The sequence below is a fragment of the Phenylobacterium sp. RIFCSPHIGHO2_01_FULL_69_31 genome, from assembly GCF_001824475.1.
Classification (GTDB): Bacteria; Pseudomonadota; Alphaproteobacteria; order Caulobacterales; family Caulobacteraceae; genus Phenylobacterium.
The window spans coordinates 100776-118437 of record NZ_MHXN01000007.1; the positions used below are offsets into that span (position 1 = coordinate 100776).

A 17662-nucleotide genomic window follows, 5' to 3' on the forward strand; every position below is an offset into this window, starting at 1 on the left:
AATGATCCGACTGATCGCCACCTATTTCGCGACGGCCCTGGCAGTGCTGGTGCTGGATATCATCTGGCTGACCCAGTTCGGGCCGAAGGTGTACTTTCCGACGCTGGAGCCGGTGGCCCTGCCCTCGGCCAGGCTCCCGCCGGCGGTCGTGTTCTATTTCGCCTACATCCTCGGTATCCTCGCGCTGGCGATCTGGCCGACGCGTGACAAGCCGCTGCTGAAGACCACCCTCACCGGCGGCATGCTGGGGGCCCTCTGCTACGCCACCTACGACCTGACCAACCAGGCGACGCTCAAGGTCTGGTCCACGCACATCACCGTCATCGACATCACGTGGGGCACGTTCCTCACGGCGGTGGGCGCGACGGCCGGCGGCTGGGTGTTCCGTCGCATGAAGGCCTAGGCGTCACCGCCCTCCACGTGCCATTCTCTTTCGAAGAAGGATCACGATACAGTGTAAATCTGTACGCGGAGGAGATGCCATGGACGCGGTGCTCGAACGTCAGGACCTGAACCAACGGCTCGAGGAGGCCGCCCTCAACGGCATGACCATGGCCGTCTGGGCCGACGTGCAGCCGGACAAGGCAGCCGTGGTCGATCCGGACGGGACGCGCCGCTCCTTCGCCGAGGTGAACGCCAATGCGAACCGCATCGTGCGCCTCCTGCGCAAGGCAGGGCTCAAGGCGGGGGACGCGGTGGCCTTGGCCATGTCCAACCGGCACGAATTCCTGGAGATCCAGTCCGCCACCCTGCGCGCCGGTTTCCGGATCACCCCGATCAACTGGCACCTGACCGCCGACGAGATCGCCTACATCCTCAACGATTGCGAAGCCCAGGCGGTGTTCGTGGAGACCCGCATCTCAGCCGCCGTCGCCGCCACGGCCCAGGCTCCCGACCTCAAGATCAAGATCGCCGTCGGCGGCGATCTGGACGGGTTCGTCAGCTACGACGCAGCGCTGGCAGGGATCGACAGCTCGGACATCGACGATCCGGTCCTGGGCAACCAGATGCTCTACACGTCCGGCACCACCGGCCGGCCCAAGGGCGTCTTCCGCCCGACGCCGGTGATCACGCCCCAGGCGATGTACGCGCTGCGCGGCTACGACAAGGACTCCGTCCAGCTCTGCGCTGGTCCGGCCTATCACGCCGCCCCCCTGGCCTTCGACGTCCGCGCCGCCATGGGCGCCGGCGCGACCCTGGTGTTCCTCGACAAGTGGGACAGCGAACACACGCTGCGGACCATCGCCGCCCAACGCGTGACCCACATGCACCTGGTCCCGATCATGTTCCAGCGGCTGCTGGCCCTGTCGGACGAGGTGAAGGCGCGCCACGACATCTCGTCGGTGAAGTACATCGTGCACGGCGCGGCGCCCTGCCCGCCCGAGGTCAAGCACGCCATGATCGCCTGGTTCGGCCCGGTGCTGAGCGAGTACTACGCCGGCTCCGAAGGCGGCGCGGGATTCATGATCAATTCTGAGGAGTGGCTTCGGAAGCCCGGCTCGGTCGGCAAGCGTCCCGAGCTGCTGGGCTCCAAGATCCTGGACGACCAGGGGAACGAGTGCCCGCCCAACGTCTCGGGGACGATCTACCACCAGCTCCCGCCCGGCGGCGGGTTCACCTATTACAAGGACGAGAAGAAGACCCAGGCCAGCCGCGTCGGCGACTACTTCACCATGGGCGACATGGGCTACTTCGATGAGGACGGCTACCTGTTCCTCACCGGCCGCAGCGCCGAGACCATCATCTCGGGCGGGGTGAACATCTACCCGCAGGAAATTGACAACGAGCTGATCAAGCACGAGGCGGTGGCCGACAGCGCGACGGTGGGCGTGCCGCATGACGAGTGGGGCGAGCAGGTCAAGGCGGTGATCTTGCTGAAGCCGGGCTACGAGCCGTCGGACCTGCTGGAGCAGGAGATCCTGGCCTTCGCCCGCGACAGCCTGCCCAGCTTCAAGGTCCCGCGCAGCCTCGACTTCGTCACCAGCCTGCCCCGCTCCGAGGCCGGCAAAATCCAGCGCGGCAAGGTGCGTGCGCCGTACTGGGAAGGCCGCGCGCGGCAGATCTAGGCGTTGCGAGGCTCACGGCTGGCGCTTTGCGGACATGGAAACTAGGCTCTCCCGAAGTCTGCTTCGGGGGTTTCAAGTGAAGATGTTCGTTCTCGGCGCGGCGCTGGCCGCCGTCCTCGCCACGCCTGCGGCAGCGCAACAGACGCCCGCCACCACCTTCGTCCAGGCCGGCCGGGTGCTGCTCGACCCCGCCTCCGGCAAGGTCGAGACGCGGAAGACCCTGGTGATCCAGGGCGGCAAGGTGGTGCGCATCGCCGACGGCTATGTCTCCGAGCCCGGCGGCAAGGTGGTGGACCTGAAGAACAGCTTCGTGCTGCCCGGCCTGATCGACAGCCACGTCCACATCACCAGCCAGCAGAACCCGAACTCCCGCCTTGAGGAGGTGACCCAGTCCTCGGCCGAACAGGCCATGGTCGGCGCCCGCTATGCGAAGAAGACCCTGATGGCCGGCTTCACCACCGTGGCCGACCTCGGCGGCGACAACGAAGCGGTTTTCGCCCTGCGGAAGGCGACCGCGCTGGGTGATGTGGCCGGCCCGCGCATCCTGGCCGCCGGCTCGGCGATCTCGGTCCACGGCGGCCACGGCGACGTGAACGGCTTCCGCGAGGACCTGATGCACGTGCTGCGGCCCGGGTCGGTCTGCTCCGGCGCCGCCGACTGCGCGCGGGCCGTGCGCGAGCAGGTCTGGAAAGGCGCGGACGTGATCAAGATCACCGCCACGGGCGGCGTGCTCTCCAACACGGCCGCGGGCTTGGCGCAGCAGTTCGCCGAAGAGGAGCTGGAGGCGATCGTGGAGTCGGCCCACCGCATGGGCCGGCGCGTCACCGCCCACGCGCACGGCGGCGACGGCATCGTCAGCTTCATGAAGGCCGGCGGCGATTCCATCGAGCACGGCACCTATCTCGACGCCGAGGGCATCGCCCTGATGAAGAAGAACGGCGCCTATCTGGTGCCCACCCTGATGGCCGGGGACTTCGTCTATCGGGTGGCGAGCGGGCCCAATAACTTCCTAACCCCGGCGCAGTCGGCGAAGGCGCTGGAGGCCGGCCCGAAGATGCTGGACATGGCCCGCCGCGCCCACGCCGCCGGCGTGACGATCGCCTTCGGGACGGACACCGGCGTCTCCGCGCACGGGGACAACGCCGGAGAGTTCGGCCTGCTGGTCAAGGCAGGCCTCACGCCCCTGGAGGCGATCCAGGCCGCGACGGTGCACGCCGCCGACCACCTGCAGATCTCGTCGGTCGCCGGCCGGCTGACCCCGGGCCACGCCGCCGACCTCATCGCCGTCGACGGCGACCCCTTGAAGGACGTCGAGGTCCTGAAGCAGGTGGCGTTCGTGATGAAGGACGGGACAGTCTACAAGGACTGAAGGACGCCGTAAGGAAGGGAAACCAAGCGTGTTTGGCCGCGCCCGCCGACGCAGGGCATAAGCCGCCGCCATGATCCCCTTCATCGACCTGCAGTCCCAGCGCCAGCGGCTGGGCCAGCCCCTTGAGGACGCGATCCTCAAGGTCGTGCGCTCGGGGGCCTACATCATGGGCCCCGAGATCGCCCAGTTCGAAGCCGAGCTCGCGGCTTTCGGCCAGGCGCCGCACGCGCTCTCCTGCGGCTCCGGCACCGAGGCCCTGGTCCTGCCTTTGATGGCCTGGAAGGTCGGGCCGGGCGACGCGGTCTTCTGCCCCTCCTTCACCTTCGCGGCCACGGCCGAGGCCATGCCGCTGGTCGGCGCCTCGCCGGTGTTCGTCGACGTCCTGCCCGACACCTACAACCTCGACCCTGCGAAGCTGGACGCCGCCATCGCGGCGGTGAAAGCCGACGGCCAGCTGACCCCGCGCGCGGTGATCGCCGTCGACCTGTTCGGCCAGCCGGCGGACTATCCCGCGATCGCCGCGGTCTGCGCCAAGCACGGCCTCAAGCTCATCTCGGATTCGGCGCAGGGCTTCGGCTGCACGCTCGGGGGCAAGCATCCGATCCACTGGGCGGACGTGACGACCACCTCGTTCTTTCCGGCCAAGCCGCTGGGCTGCTACGGCGATGGCGGGGCGGTGCTGAGCAAGGACGCCCGGTTCCACGACCTGCTCGTCAGCCTGCGGGTCCACGGCCAGGCGGTGAAGTCAGACCTCGAAGGGCGCACCTTCGACCACGACCCGAAGTACCTGAACATGCGGGTCGGGATGAACAGCCGGATGGACACGATCCAGGCGGCGGTGCTGCTCCAGAAGCTGACCATCTTCGCCGATGAGATCGCCGCACGGAACAAGGTCGCGGCCCGCTATGCGGAGGGCCTGGGCGACGTGGTGCGCACCCCGCCCGTGATCGGGGGCGGCGTCTCGGTCTGGGCCCAGTACGTGATCGAGACCGGCGACCGCGACGGGCTGGCCGCGCACCTGAAGGCCGAGGGCGTGCCGACCGCGGTCTATTATCCCGTGCCCCTGCACCAGCAGGCGCCCTACGCCGGCTATCCCCAGCCCGGCGGCCTTCCGGTGACGGAGGCCGCCGCCGAGAAGGTGCTGGCCTTGCCCATGCACGCCTACCTGACCGAGGCCGACCAGGACCACATCGTCTCTTCGATCCGCAACTACGTGAAACGGAACGGCTAGACGGGCCTGCCGCTGCGTGAGAGGAGTTCACTCAAACAAGCGTTTGAGGGAGCGTCCGATGAAAGCCGCAGTCTACTATGAGAATGGTGGGCCCGACGTCCTTAAGTACGAGGACGTTCCCGATCCGCAATGCCACCCCAAGGGCATCGTCATTCGCGTCGAGGCGGTGTCGATCGAGGGCGGGGACACCCTGAACCGCTGGCGCGGGCCGCTGATGACCAACCCGCACGTGGTCGGCTACCAAGCCGCCGGCGAGGTGGTGGAGGTCGGCGCCGAGGTCAGCAAGTTCAAGGTCGGCGACAAGGTCTGCACCACCGGCGCGTTCGGCAGCCACGCCGAGCTGCGCGCCGTGCCGGCCATGACGGCCTGGAAGATCCCGGCCGGCCTGAGCACCCGGGAAGCCGCGGTGATCCCCGTGACCTTCGGCACCGCCGACGACTGCCTGTTCGAGTTCGGCCGGATGAAGAAGGGCGAGATCGTCCTGGTCCAGGCCGGCGCCTCGGGCGTGGGCGTGGCCGCGATCCAGCTCGCCGCGCGCGCGGGGGCGTCCATGGTGCTGGCCACGGCCTCGTCGGACGAGCGCCTGGAGAAGCTCAAGGCTTACGGCCTGACCCACGGCATCAACTACCGGACCCACGACGTCGTGCAGGAGGTCATGCGCCTCACCGACAAGAAGGGCTGCGACGTGATCGTCGATTCGGTCGGCGGACCGACCCTGCAGTCTTCCATCCTGAGCCTGGCCTACCGGGGCCGGGTCTCGATGGTGGGCCAGGCCGGCCGGGAGCCGATGACGGTCGACGTCGGGTCGATGATGGGCGGCAACCGCAGCTTGTCGGGCGTGTTCCTGGGCGCCGAGATCGCCACCGACCGGGTGCAGAAGAACATCCAGCGCCTGATCGAGGACGTCGCGCGTGGAGAGCTCAAGGTGCTGATCGACAAGGAGTTTCCGCTATCGGAAGCGGCGGCGGCGCATCGCTACATCGAGAGCCGTCAGGCCGTCGGCCGCGTGCTGCTGATTCCCTAGCGCCCGAAGATCTTCAACCACAGGCCCGCAAGGCCGAGCAGGATGAACGCCCACATCGCCAGGGACAGCAATAGAGGGACGATCACACGCATGCCTTCGCTCAGCCCTCCCCCCAGGCGTTTCTTACGACCATGATTGGCGCACAAGCCCGGCGAAGACCAGTCGATTCACGCGCCAGGATCGCCGCAGGCGTTGGCCTGCAACCAACAGGGTATGTGCAAGGAGGGACACGCGATGCCGAAAGCCCGTAACGGGGCCGTCGAGCTGGAGTACCAGACCTTCGGCGACGACCGGCCGGAAGCCATTCTTCTGGTCAACGGCCTGGGGTCCCAGATGACCCGCTGGCCGGAGGCGTTCTGCGACATCCTGGTCGCCCGCGGCTATCGTGCGATCCGCTTCGACAACCGTGACACCGGCCTCTCCACCTGGCCCACGGAACGCTACACCCTGAAGGACATGGCGGCCGATGCCGTGGCCGTCCTCGAGGCGGCCGGCGTCGCCCGTGCGCACATCGCGGGCGTCTCGATGGGCGGGATGATCGTGCAGCGGATCGCCATCGACCATCCCGGCCGCGTGCTTTCGATGACGTCGATCATGTCGGCGCCCTCGGGCAACGTGGTCGCCACGCCCGAGGCGATGGCGGTGATCAGCAATCCGCCGCCCAGCCCCGAAGCGGACTACGAGGCCTTCATCGCCCATGGGATGAAGAACGCCCGCACCATCGGCAGCCCGGCCTATCCCTGGACGGACGCGGAACTGCGCGAACGGGTGATCGCGGAACACCGGCGCGCCTTCAATCCCGCCGGCGTGGGCCGCCAGCGCGCCGCCATCGGCGCGGACGGCGACCGGACCGAAGAGCTGCGCAAGATCCGGATCCCCACCGTGGTCCTTCACGGGGAGGACGACCCCTTGGTGCAACCCGTCGGCGGCGAGGCCACGGCCGCCGCCATCCCCGGCGCCGAGCTGCGGATGATTCCGGGCATGGGCCATGACCTGCCGCCCGGCCTGTACGACGTCTTCGCCGACGCGATCTGCACCGCGGCGGCCCGAGCCAAGACCAACGCCTGAGAACGAGGAATCCATGGGACGACTTTCCGGCCGTACGGCCGTCATCACCGGCGCGGCCAGCGGCATCGGCCGGGCCTCGGCGAAGCTGTTCGCGGCGGAAGGGGCGAACATGATCATCGCCGACCGCGCCGACGGCGTCGACGAGACCGCCGAAGCGATCACGGCGGCGGGCGGCAAGGCCGTGGCCCTGAAGGGTGACGCCGGTGACGACGCCTTCGTGCGGTCGCTGGTCGCCCGAGCCCAGTCGGAGTTCGGAAGCCTGGACGTGTTCTGGGCCAACGCCGGCATCTCGGGCGGCTTCGCCCCGCTCCACGAACAGACCGCCGACTACTGGGCCGAGATCCTGCGGGTGAACCTGATCGGCGCCTTCCTGGGCGTGAAGTACGCATCCGAGGCCATGATCCCGAACGGCAGGGGCTCGATCATCTGCACCGCGTCGGTGGCAGGCATTCGCTCCGGCGCGGGCGGACCGGCCTATTCGGCGTCGAAGGCCGGCGTGATCAGCCTGGTCCAGACCGCCTGCAACGAGCTCTACGGGACGGGGATTCGCGTCAACGCCGTCGCCCCCGGCCTGATCGAGACGGGCATGACCAAGCCCATCTTCGATGGCGCCCGCGTCCGCGGCAACGAAGATAAGATCGGCCAGCTCAACCCCACCACCCGCTATGGCCAGCCGGAGGAGATCGCCGCCGCCGCCCTGTTCCTGGCGTCGGACGAGGCCTCGTACGTCAATGGTCAGACCCTGGCGGTGGACGGCGGCCTGTCGACCTCGCATCCGGTTGTGCGCCGCAAGCGATGATCCTCCTGATGCGTCACGGCGAGACCTTCTGGAATCGCGAAGGCCGCATCCAGGGTCATACCGAAAGCGACCTGACGCCGCTCGGCGAGCGTCAGGCTCGCGCCATGGCCGGCCTCGTCGCCGACCTGGTCCGCCACGAGGGCGGCCGCTTCCGGCTGGTCTCCAGTCCCATCGGCCGCGCGCGCATGACAGCCGCCATGGTGGCCGAGGCGACGGGCCTGCCGATCGAGATCGACGCTCGCCTGGCCGAGATCTGCTGCGGCGAGTGGGAAGGCCGGCTGCGCTCGGAGATCGCACACATTCACCCGGAAATGTTCAAGACCCGGGAGTGGTTCTTCGGCGCGCCCGGCGCCGAAACCTTCGAGGATGTAAGCGCCCGGGCCTCCGACTGGTTGGGCTCCCTGCCGCCGGAGAGCGAGCGCAGGGTCATTGCGGTCAGCCACGGCGTCTGGGGGCGCTTGGCGCGCGGCGTCTACGCCGGCCTGGATCGCCAGGCGACGCTGGGCCAGGATGTGCCCCAGGACGCCGTCTATCGGCTCCGCGGCGGCCTCGTCGATCGGTTCGACTGTGAGCCCATCGCCCCCTGAGCGCCCCACTTTGAGTAGCTGCGTCCAAACCTGCGACATCTCGCATGCTGCACCGCGAAGGCGCGCCCGGGCATAGGGCGCGACCGCTAAGCTTCGAAAGCCTCGGAGCCCAAGCGTCTTTTAACCTTTGCCGTTCGTAAGGTCGCCGATGCGCTTCTGCCGCCCCCTCTCCGCCATTGTCGGCGGCCTCGTCCTGGCCACCGCGTCCGCCACCTCGGCCGCGCCGCTGCCGGCGACCGCGGACGCCCAGTCCGTCAACGCCGGCCTGCAGGCCATGCGGGACTACAACCTGATCGTCCTGAAGGACCTGCAGTCCAGCTCGCAGGTGCAGGGCCGGACCTTCGTCGGCGGAAATCTGTCGGGCGGCTCGTCCAACTACATGACCAACCCGGGCGGCCAGGCGGGCGGCGTGGCCCTGACGGTGGGCGGCAATGTCACGGGGGGCGCCAAGAACATCAACAACGGCGGATCGGTGAAGGTCGGCGGCAACCTCGATTCCGGCGCTAACATGAACGGCGGCGGCAGCGTCTACGCCGAGGGCAACGTCAAGAAGGTCAACGCCAACGGCGCGTCGGTCTATTCCGACGGCAACGTGTCGAACACGAACGCCAAGGACATCTACTACGGCGGTGCGGTCAGCAATTCGAACGGGACCAAGCACGCCGGCGACCACAGCGCCGACGGCATCCAGACGGCCATCGCCGCGACGACTGCGAGCCTGACCACCGACTTGGTGGCGACGTCCGACTTCTTCGCCGGCCTGGACCCCACCCATTCGATCACTTACTCGGCCAACGGCCAGCAGGCGATGTTCGACGCCGGCTCGGGCACGGGCGTGGCCGTGTTCAGCATCTCCGACCTGAACGCGGCCCTGAAGAACCGCAGCCAGCTGATCTTCAACACGCCGATCGGCTACGACGCGGTGATCATCAACGTCGGCGGGCTCAAGGTCAGCCTGCCCAGCAGCATCAACTTCAACGGGCCGAGCGGCCTGGGCGCCAACGTGATCTGGAACTTCTACGAAGCGACCAGCGTCGATCTGGGCTCCAAGTCCTGGTACGGCTCAATCTTGGCCCCCGAGGCCCAGCTCAAGAACAACAATTTCGTCTCGGGCTCCGTCGTCGCCGCCAGCATGATCCAGAATGGCGAGATCCGGATGAACGGCCTGTCGGCCCCCGGCCTGACGGCGCTGTCCAACACCGCGGTGCCGGAACCGGCGACCTGGGCGATGATGATCCTGGGTTTCGGCGCGATCGGCTCGGTGCTCCGCCGCCGGCGCGCGGCGTTCGCGCGCTGACGCGCGCCTGCCAAACCCGATCTGAAATAGCGCCGCCGGCCGGCCGTCCTCCCCTCTGCGGCGAGTCGCGTTGCGTGCAAGCTCTGCCTTGGCTAACGGCCAGGGCAGGTTCGCGCTTCGGGGTCGCGAACGTCGGGGATATATCCAATGCGCCTACGTCTTCCGGCGGCTTCGGCCGCCGCCATGGTCCTGAGCGCGACGGGCGCGCAGGCTGGCGTCACCGAGCTGAACGCCGCGCTCGATGCGATGAGCTACTACAATCTCATCGTGAAGGGCGACGTGACGACCACCAGCGAGGTCGAGGGCCGCGGGTTCGTCGGCGGCGCCCTGAAGGGCCAAGCCACGCAATTCAACATGGACAACCTCTCCGGCACGGGTCTGACGATGGTCGGCAACGTTGAAGGCGGCAAGAAGAACACCTGGGGCGACATCCAGGTCGGCGGCAACGTCGACAGCGGCGTGGAATTCCAGAGCGCAGGCGCCCAGGTGCTGAGCTACGGCGGGACGCTCTCGAACACCAATGTGAACTTCCCCGACACCGCCGTACACGTCGCGGGCCTGGGCGCGACCCTGGCGGCCGAGCGGGACGCCATGTTCGCGAACCTGGATGAGCTCTCGCTCTATCTGCGGGATCTCGCCGTCACCGACACCACGACGCTCGACAGCTCCAATCTGAAGTTCGACGCGGGCGCCGGCTCGGGCATCGCGGTGTTCGACATCGCGGACCTGGAGGCGGAGCTCGGCGGAACCAGCGACCTGAAGTTCGTCTTCCCCACCGATTACGACATGGTGGTGATCAACGTCGCGGGCACGAACATCAGCCTGCCGGGCGGGTTCAACTTCAACGGCCCGTCCAACCTCGGCACGAAGGTGATCTGGAACTTCTACGAGGCCACGACTTTGGATTTCGGGTCCAAGGCTTGGTACGGCTCCGTCCTCGCCACCCATGCGCAGGCCACCATCGGCAACTTCATCGAGGGCTCGGCCGTGTTCGCCGGCCTGACGGCGAATGGCGAGATCCACACCCCCGGCTTCACCAACTACGACATCCCGCCGCCGTCCACGGTGGTGCCGGAGCCGGCGACGTGGGCGATGATGATCCTGGGCTTCGGCGCGATCGGCTCTTCGATCCGTCGCCGGCGGGCTGTGCTCGCCGCCTGATTCAGTGCAGTGGGCCGCGGCGCCAGCGCCAGGGGGGCAGCCCCTCGCGGCGCGGCGCGAGGTAGCGGAACGCCGCCAGGGCCCCGAACGCAGCGGCCACTCCCAGCGCGAAGGCGGTAACGGCGGTGGCCGATACGCCGGCGGTCCCGAACCGAAGGCGACCGGGCTCCATCCAGTGGACTAGGTCTCCGCTCGGCTGCTCTGGGGTGAACTCCTCGGTGGGCAGGGTCATGGCGATGCTCCAGCTGACGCCACGGCCTAACCCTTGGCTTCGGCAGGGGTTCCTTGTCCGGCCCCGCCTGAGGTAGAAGGCCCGACCTCGCACTCACGACTTCCGCTCGGGACCATGGCCGGACACTCAAAGTTCAAGAACATCATGCACCGCAAGGGCCGCGCCGACAGCGCCCGGTCCAAGCTGTTCTCCAAGCTCTCGCGCGAGATCACGGTGGCGGCCAAGATGGGCCTGCCCGATCCCGCCATGAACGCCCGCCTCCGCCTGGCGGTGAACAACGCCAAAGCCGAGTCACTGCCCAAGGACGTGATCGACCGGGCGATCAAGAAGGCCTCCGGCGGCGACGCGGAGTCCTATGACGAAATCCGGTACGAGGGCTTCGGCCCCGGCGGCGTCGGCGTGATCGTCGAGGTGCTGACCGACAACCGCAACCGTTCGGCCTCGACGGTGCGCTCCACCTTCACCAAGTGCGGCGGCAACCTGGGAGAAACCGGCTCGGTCTCGTTCATGTGGGATCGCGTGGGCCAGATCACCTACGACGCCAAGGCCGGGTCCGAGGACAAGGTCATGGAGGCCGCCATCGAGGCCGGCGCCGACGACGTGGAGTCCGACGAGGACGGCCACACGATCTACACCGCCTTCGAGCAGCTCTCCGATGTATCGACGGCGCTCGAGGCCGCCCTGGGCCCGGCCCAGTCGACCAAGCTGGCCTGGAAGCCGAAGGCGCTCACGCCGCTGTCCGGCGACGCGGTCGGCACGCTGATGAAGCTGATCGAGACCCTGGAAGACGACGACGACGTGCAGAACGTCTACTCCAACGCCGACATCTCGGCCGAGGACCTGGAGAAGCTCGCAGGCTGATGGCCAAGCCTCCACCCAAGGGCCCCGAACGCGAGGACCCGCGCGTCACCGACCTGCGCCGCTACAAGCAGGAGCGCGAGAAGGCGGCGCGCAAGGCTCCGCCGAAGCCGGTGCGCCCCCGGGAGTCCTTTCTCGGCTCCAACCCTCGGGCAGGCCTGATCCTGCTGGTTGCGATCGTGGTCCTGGCCGCGCTCTACCTGGTTCCGGCCTTCCTCTAACGGGAACCTGCGGCGGCGGTCGGGCCTTGCCGTCGCATGGAGGCGATCTTCACAGCCTATGCACTGCCGATCCTTGCCGCGCTGTCGGCAGGCGCGGCGATCGGCTTCGAGCGCGAGTCCGGAGGACATGCCGCGGGTCTTCGGACCCATGCGCTGGTCGCGCTGGCGTCGGCGCTTCTGATGCTGCTGGCCGTACACCAGCTCTCCTGGCTGACGGATGACACGCCCTACGACGTCGTCCGCATCGATCCGGTGCGGATGGCCCACGGCATCCTGACGGGCATCGGCTTCCTGTGCGGCGGCGTGATCTTCCGGTCCGGGCTGTCTGTGCATGGGCTGACCACCGCCGCGTCGCTGTGGGTGACCTCGGCCCTGGGCACCCTCTACGGCGTGGGCGCCTACGGCCTGGCCATCGGTGGCACGGTGGCCACCGTGGCCATCCTGACCCTGTTTCGCCGCATCGAAGGCCGCCTCCCCAGCGCCGACGTCATCGACGTCAGCGTCCGGTACCGGCGCGACGGCCCGTTCCCCGAGGACGCCTTCCTCGACCTGCTGGCCGAATTGAAGCTCCGGCCGCGTTCAGTCAGCCATAAGCTGCTCGACGGCGGGGGCGCCATAGAGCTCGGCGCATCCTTGCGTGGGCCCAGCGGGAGCCAGACCCGGCAGCTCGCCGAACGGCTTTGCGGCGACCCGCGCATCCTCGGCTTCGAAATCGATCCCCGCAATCCCTGACCGGGCACGCTGCGCGCTTGCGAAAACCGGTATGGCCCGTCCACAGTGCCGGCGACCAAATGGGGGAGAGAAACATGACCATCCGACCGCTCGCCGGCCTCGCCGCCGGCGCCGCCGCGCTGAGCCTCGCAGGCGCCGCCCAGGCCGCCGGCGACTACGTCTCCATCGTCCAGGAGACGACGCTCAACGTGCCGGCCGAGACGGCTTGGGCCAAGGTGAAGGGCTATTGCGACATCGGCGCGTGGCTGAAGACCACCTGCGAGATCACCCAGGGCAAGGACGGTGAGCTGGGCGCCCTGCGCAAGATCGCTGGCCGCATCGAGGAGGTGATCGTGGCCGTCACCCCGATGTCCTACACCTATGCCGACATCGATCCGAAGATCCTCTACCACGGGACGGTCGAGGTCCGCCCCGTCAGCAAGACCAGCTCCAAGCTCGTCTACAGCCTGTTCTTCGACCAGACGACGGTGCCCGCCGACCAGCGCGAGGCCAACAAGATGCGCCGCCAGCAGATGTTCGCCGGGGTCATGGCGACTATGAAGGGGATGGCCGAGGCGAAGTAGCGCCTGCGCGCCGTCGGCGGTGCATGGTTAGGAAAGTGACACTCGCGTCACTTTCCTTGACTGATCACCGTTCAGATCGCATGCTGCCGCCAAACAACAGGCGAGGAGCAACCGAATGGCCGCCGACGGCAACATCACCAAGGACATCATCTACGACGCCGTCGCGCCCGACGACTTCGAGTCCATGCTGGAGCTGGACCGGTACGGCAATCGTTCGACCGCCTTCGACAAGATCATCAGCGCCACCCACGACCACTTCTGGGATCCGCTGGACAGCAAGTACATCGACTTCTCCGAGCCCTTCGACATGGAGAACGAGATGATCCTGCCGGAGGACATGGTCGTCTCCCTGCAGACCAAGTACGTCTCGGACCGCCTGTCCAACCCGAAGGACCGCATCCGCTTCGTCAACCAGTTCGCCCTGCGCAGCTTCTCCTCGATCCTGCACGGCGAACAGGGCGCGCTGAACCTGTCGGCCAGCCTCTGTCACGTGCTGAAGGACCAGGGCGCGCAGGAGTACGCCGCCAACCAGACCCGCGAAGAGGCCCGCCACGTCACGGCCTTCGCCAAGTACATCAAGGCCCGCTGGGGCCGGCCGGTGGAATGCGGCCCGACCCTGAAGGCGCTGCTGGTCGACATCATCGGCAGCCCCGAGGTCTACAAGAAGATCATCGGCATGCAGATGCTGGTGGAGGGCCTGGCGATGGGCGCCTTCGCCACCTTCTTCAAGGTCAGCAACGACCCCCTCTGCAAGAAGCTGATGCAGCTCGTCATGACCGACGAGGCCTTCCACCACAAGTTCGGGAAGATCTGGGCCGACCGCACCATCCCGCACCTGTCGGAGAAGGAGCACGAGATCATCGAGCTCTGGGCGGCGCAGTGCTTCCAGACCCTGCTGTTCAACCTGGTGGGCCCGACCCAGCAGCGCAGCCTCTACGAAGAGTTCGGCCTCGACCCGGACGTGGTCATCGCCGAACTGGCCGAGATCATCACCGACGAGACCCGCCGCGAGGGGATGAAGGAGCAGACCAATATCTTCCGCGTGCTGGTGAAGACCCTGCTGAACGCCGGCATCATCACCGAGCGCACACGCGCCTTCTACGCCATGTACGTCGACATCGACGAACTGAAGGCCGAGGGCGACGTGATGGTGGGCGATGCGATCGCCGAGGAGGGCATCCGCTACCTCCAGGAGATCAACTTCGCCGACAAGGCCAAGCAGGTCCTGATCGCCGCCGAGTAGGCTTCGCCGTTCCGACGACCAGACGCCCGCCCGAGACCTTGGGCGGGCGTTCTGTTGTTGGCTGGTAACACTCCTGACCAAACTGTTCAGCGGCTGGTCATCCGGCGCGTGCGTCCCTATATCGCGCGCCGAGGGCGTTCATTTTCGCTCAACCTTCCTCTATTGCACCGCAGCATGATCCAGCGCCTCATCCTCGCCGCCGTGGCGGCCTGCCTGATGCTCGCCCCCGTTTCGGCCGTGGCCGCGGTCGAGCCGGTCGGGCGCATCGAACTCTCCAAGATGATGGGTCGCTGGTACGAGGTGGCCCGCGTGCCGAACGTCCTGCAGAAGGATTGCCAGGCCGGCGCCTCGGACTGGACGCCGCAGGCGAAGGGCTTTGCGGTCGTCCAATCGTGCCGCAAGGACAGCCCGGACGGACCGCTGAAGGTCTGGAAAGCCAAGGCCACGGTCGCCGATCCGCACACCAACGCCAAGTTCAAGATGAGCTTCTTCGGCGGCGTGGTCAGTCAGGACTATGTGGTCGTCGAGCATAGGCCGGAGCAGGGCTGGCTGGTCCTCGCCACGGCCAACGGCAAGTACCTCTGGCTCATGTCGCAGAAGCCCACCCTGCCGGCGGCCATCCGCACCCAGGCGCTGGCGCGCATCCGCCAGCTCGGCTTCGACGTGGGCCGTCTCGAGTTCCCCATCCCGCCGCGTAGCTGACGCACGGGTTGAATTCAGAACGAAGGCGGAACAAGGTGACGCCATGGACGTCACGATCGTCACCGTCTCCCGTCCCGAGACCACCGCCACCGTCACCCGCGGCGCCGCGCGCCTGCTGACGGCGCTGGGCTATGCGCCGCTCGCCGAGGTCACCCTGCCGAACGGGCGCCGCGCCGACCTCATGGCGTTGGGGCCCAAGGGCCAGATCTTCATCGTCGAGGTGAAATCGGGGATCGAGGACTTCCGGGTGGACGTGAAGTGGCCGGAGTACCGACCCTACTGCGACGCCTTCGCCTTCGCGGTGGCGCCGGAGTTCCCTCGCGACATCCTGCCGGGCGAACCCGGCCTAATCGTCGCCGATGGCTTCGGCGGCGCGATCCTGCGTGAGGCGCCGGTCGAGCCCCTGGCCGGCGCACGCCGCAAGGCCCTCACCCTCGCCTTCGCCCGGCTCGCCGCCCTGCGGGCCGGCGGCGTCGCGGCGACGGAGCTTTAGCGCGGCGCGCGCTTGGCGAGGATGCGCTGGAGGGTGCGCCGGTGCATGTTGAGGCGGCGGGCTGTCTCCGAGACGTTGTGGTTGCAGAGCTCGTAGACCCGCTGGATGTGCTCCCAGCGCACGCGGTCGGCGCTCATCGGGTTCTCGGGCGGCGCGGGGGCGGTGTCGCCACGGGCCAGCAGCGCCCGGACCACGTCGTCGGCGTCGGCGGGCTTTGAGAGATAGTCCACCGCCCCCGCCTTCACCGCCTGCACGGCGGTGGCGATGTTGCCGTAGCCGGTCAGCATGATGATCTTGGCGTCCGGCCGCGCGTCGCGCACCGCCTCGACGACCTTCAGGCCAGAACCATCCTCCAGGCGCATGTCCAGCACCGCGTAGGCGGGCGCGTGCACCTTCACCGCGGCGATGGCCTCCTGCACGCTGCCGACCAGGGTCGGTTCGAAGCCGCGCTGCTCGAGAGCCCGTCCCAGCCGGGTCCGGAGCGGCGCATCGTCATCGAGCACCAGCAGGCTCCGGTCGGCCAAGGCCGTGACTTCAGCTGACAGGTCGGTCATGCGTCGTCCCTCTTGCTTGCGTCAGACTGTCGCACCTCGGCGAATTTCTGCAAGCTTTGCAGCGCGTACATCAGGTCGCCTCAACCAATGAACGAGGCCACTTCGCAGCAACCACGGCGCCACGGGGCTTCGCATTGTGAAATGTCACGACGGCTCCGGTTCGTTCCAAAAGCGTCTTGGAAATGAAAAAGCCCAGGCCCATCCCGATGTGGCCCGTACGTGATCCCTCGGCGCCCGGCCGGCTGGTCACATAGGGCTCGCCCAGCTTGGCGAGGATCTCCGGCGAGAAGCCCGGGCCGTCGTCCCGCACCTCGATGATCACGCTTTCGGCATCGAAGCGCGCGGAGACGAGAATCTCCGACTTCGCGAAGTCGACGGCGTTCTCCACGAAGGTCGAGAACGCGTGGGTGATTTCCGGCAGCCGGCGGATGTCAGGGGTCTTCACGCCCTTGGCGCCCGTGACGATGGCCTCGACGCGCACCTCGCGACTGGCGTTGGCGTGGGGCTCGATCACCTCCTGCACGAGCTGGCGCAGCGACAGGCGCTCGTGAACTTCGTCCGTGGCCTTGTCGGGCGTGGCGGCGAGGCGCTTCAGGATCTCGCGACACCGCTCGGCCTGGGCGATCAGCAGTTCGGCGTCCTCCTTCACCTGCGGGAGAGTCGCCTCGCGCGCCATCTCCTTGGCGACGATGGAGATCGTGGCCAGCGGCGTGCCCAGTTCGTGCGCCGCCGCCGCAGCCAGGCCCCCGAGGGCCGACAGCTTCTGCTCGCGCGCCAGCACCGTCTGGGTCACGTCCAGCGCCAGGGCCATCCGCGCGGCCTCCACCACCGACTGTCGGACGTAGCCGGCGACCAGGGCGATGCCCGCGACGTTGGCGACGCCGGCCGCGAGGCGGAAATCCAGGGACAGCCGCGGCTCCGGCACGATGGAGGGGTACGGCAGCGCCACCACGGCCAGCACCATGGACAGCGCCGAGCCCAGGCCGCCCAGGATGAGCAGCGGCCGTAGCGGCAGGGTGGCGGCCGCCAGGGTCACCGGCGCGAGCAATGTCAGGATGAAAGGGTTCGCCGTGCCTCCGATCAGCCCCAGCAGCAGCGACATCTGCAGGAGGTCGAACGAGAGCTGGAGCACGGCCTCGCCATCGCCCATCACCCGCTGGGGCGTGGAGGCGACGCCGGTCAGGACGTTCACGAAAGCGCCCGCCGCCACTACCAGGGCGCACAAGGCGTAGGGCGCCGGATAGCCCAGGGCGAAGGCCATGGCCGCCAGCAGCGCGACCTCGCCCCCGATCACGACCCACCGCAAGGTCACCAGGGTTCGGACCCGCAGGTGGCCGCGCCGGATCGCCGCCGAGTCCCAGACGTCTTGCGTGTCGGCAGGGGGGGCCGTATCGAGGCCGGCGGTCGGGGTCGGCTCGCTCATCGGCGGCCCTCCAGCGTCGCGGCAGCAAGGAATGCAGAC

The 17662-nt window shown here is 68.1% G+C and carries 20 protein-coding genes; 17 read left to right on the forward strand and 3 right to left on the reverse strand.

What is annotated here, in order from left to right; all coding sequences use genetic code 11:
- The first annotated feature begins 1 nt into the window (after position 1).
- The 10 genes from A2790_RS04285 (at position 2) to A2790_RS04330 (ending at position 10602) form a co-directional block, all read left to right on the forward strand.
- Positions 2 to 403, forward strand: coding sequence for a DUF2177 family protein (locus A2790_RS04285; protein WP_293387983.1), 402 nt, complete (start codon positions 2 to 4; stop codon positions 401 to 403).
- A gap of 79 nt (positions 404 to 482) precedes the next feature.
- A complete protein-coding gene (locus tag A2790_RS04290) occupies positions 483 to 2066 on the forward strand; it encodes an AMP-binding protein (RefSeq protein ID WP_293387985.1) in 1584 nt (527 codons plus the stop codon).
- A gap of 82 nt (positions 2067 to 2148) precedes the next feature.
- The gene (locus tag A2790_RS04295; protein ID WP_293388582.1) at positions 2149 to 3435 is read left to right on the forward strand and encodes an amidohydrolase family protein; all 1287 of its coding nucleotides are present in this window, start codon (positions 2149 to 2151) and stop codon (positions 3433 to 3435) included.
- Positions 3436 to 3505: 70 nt separating this feature from the next.
- On the forward strand, positions 3506 to 4666 hold the full coding sequence (locus tag A2790_RS04300) for a DegT/DnrJ/EryC1/StrS aminotransferase family protein (RefSeq protein WP_293387987.1): 1161 nt from the start codon (positions 3506 to 3508) through the stop codon (positions 4664 to 4666).
- 58 nt (positions 4667 to 4724) lie between these two features.
- Complete coding sequence (locus A2790_RS04305; RefSeq protein ID WP_293387989.1) at positions 4725 to 5690, forward strand: zinc-binding alcohol dehydrogenase family protein; 966 nt, start codon at positions 4725 to 4727, stop codon at positions 5688 to 5690.
- 234 nt (positions 5691 to 5924) lie between these two features.
- Positions 5925 to 6758 (forward strand): alpha/beta hydrolase, encoded by an 834-nt coding sequence (locus A2790_RS04310; protein ID WP_293387991.1) that lies wholly within the window; start codon positions 5925 to 5927, stop codon positions 6756 to 6758.
- Positions 6759 to 6771: 13 nt separating this feature from the next.
- Positions 6772 to 7557 carry an SDR family NAD(P)-dependent oxidoreductase gene (locus A2790_RS04315; RefSeq protein ID WP_293387993.1) on the forward strand — a complete coding sequence of 262 codons (786 nt, stop codon included), beginning with the start codon at positions 6772 to 6774 and terminating at the stop codon, positions 7555 to 7557.
- Positions 7558 to 7565: 8 nt separating this feature from the next.
- A complete protein-coding gene (locus A2790_RS04320) occupies positions 7566 to 8144 on the forward strand; it encodes a histidine phosphatase family protein (protein ID WP_363080364.1) in 579 nt (192 codons plus the stop codon).
- A 148-nt stretch (positions 8145 to 8292) separates the two neighbouring features.
- A complete protein-coding gene (locus A2790_RS04325) occupies positions 8293 to 9441 on the forward strand; it encodes a collagen-binding domain-containing protein (RefSeq protein ID WP_293387998.1) in 1149 nt (382 codons plus the stop codon).
- A gap of 147 nt (positions 9442 to 9588) precedes the next feature.
- A complete protein-coding gene (locus A2790_RS04330) occupies positions 9589 to 10602 on the forward strand; it encodes a choice-of-anchor A family protein (protein ID WP_293388000.1) in 1014 nt (337 codons plus the stop codon).
- A 1-nt stretch (position 10603) separates the two neighbouring features.
- Here A2790_RS04330 and A2790_RS04335 read toward each other — a convergent pair whose 3' ends face one another.
- The gene (locus A2790_RS04335; RefSeq protein ID WP_293388002.1) at positions 10604 to 10834 is read right to left on the reverse strand and encodes a hypothetical protein; all 231 of its coding nucleotides are present in this window, start codon (positions 10832 to 10834) and stop codon (positions 10604 to 10606) included.
- 114 nt (positions 10835 to 10948) lie between these two features.
- Between A2790_RS04335 and A2790_RS04340 the strand changes: the two genes are divergently transcribed.
- From A2790_RS04340 to mmcB, 7 genes are all read left to right on the forward strand, one after another.
- Positions 10949 to 11695: a YebC/PmpR family DNA-binding transcriptional regulator gene (locus tag A2790_RS04340; RefSeq protein ID WP_293388004.1), complete on the forward strand. Its 747-nt coding sequence runs from the start codon at positions 10949 to 10951 to the stop codon at positions 11693 to 11695.
- Positions 11695 to 11913 carry a hypothetical protein gene (locus A2790_RS04345; RefSeq protein WP_293388007.1) on the forward strand — a complete coding sequence of 73 codons (219 nt, stop codon included), beginning with the start codon at positions 11695 to 11697 and terminating at the stop codon, positions 11911 to 11913. The genes A2790_RS04340 and A2790_RS04345 overlap by 1 nt, the downstream gene beginning before the upstream one ends.
- Positions 11914 to 11949: 36 nt before the next feature.
- On the forward strand, positions 11950 to 12645 hold the full coding sequence (locus A2790_RS04350) for an MgtC/SapB family protein (protein WP_293388009.1): 696 nt from the start codon (positions 11950 to 11952) through the stop codon (positions 12643 to 12645).
- Positions 12646 to 12719: 74 nt separating this feature from the next.
- Positions 12720 to 13208: an SRPBCC family protein gene (locus A2790_RS04355; RefSeq protein WP_293388012.1), complete on the forward strand. Its 489-nt coding sequence runs from the start codon at positions 12720 to 12722 to the stop codon at positions 13206 to 13208.
- A 115-nt stretch (positions 13209 to 13323) separates the two neighbouring features.
- A complete protein-coding gene (locus A2790_RS04360) occupies positions 13324 to 14451 on the forward strand; it encodes a ferritin-like domain-containing protein (protein WP_293388015.1) in 1128 nt (375 codons plus the stop codon).
- Positions 14452 to 14625: 174 nt separating this feature from the next.
- Positions 14626 to 15153, forward strand: coding sequence for a lipocalin family protein (locus A2790_RS04365; RefSeq protein WP_293388017.1), 528 nt, complete (start codon positions 14626 to 14628; stop codon positions 15151 to 15153).
- A gap of 43 nt (positions 15154 to 15196) precedes the next feature.
- Positions 15197 to 15646 carry a DNA repair putative endonuclease MmcB gene (mmcB, locus tag A2790_RS04370; protein WP_293388020.1) on the forward strand — a complete coding sequence of 150 codons (450 nt, stop codon included), beginning with the start codon at positions 15197 to 15199 and terminating at the stop codon, positions 15644 to 15646.
- Here the strand turns inward: mmcB and A2790_RS04375 are convergent.
- On the reverse strand, positions 15643 to 16200 hold the full coding sequence (locus A2790_RS04375) for an ActR/PrrA/RegA family redox response regulator transcription factor (RefSeq protein WP_068876209.1): 558 nt from the start codon (positions 16198 to 16200) through the stop codon (positions 15643 to 15645). The two genes, mmcB and A2790_RS04375, sit on opposite strands and share 4 nt — an antisense overlap.
- A gap of 70 nt (positions 16201 to 16270) precedes the next feature.
- Positions 16271 to 17623, reverse strand: coding sequence for an ActS/PrrB/RegB family redox-sensitive histidine kinase (locus A2790_RS04380; RefSeq protein ID WP_293388025.1), 1353 nt, complete (start codon positions 17621 to 17623; stop codon positions 16271 to 16273).
- Positions 17624 to 17662 lie beyond the last annotated feature (39 nt).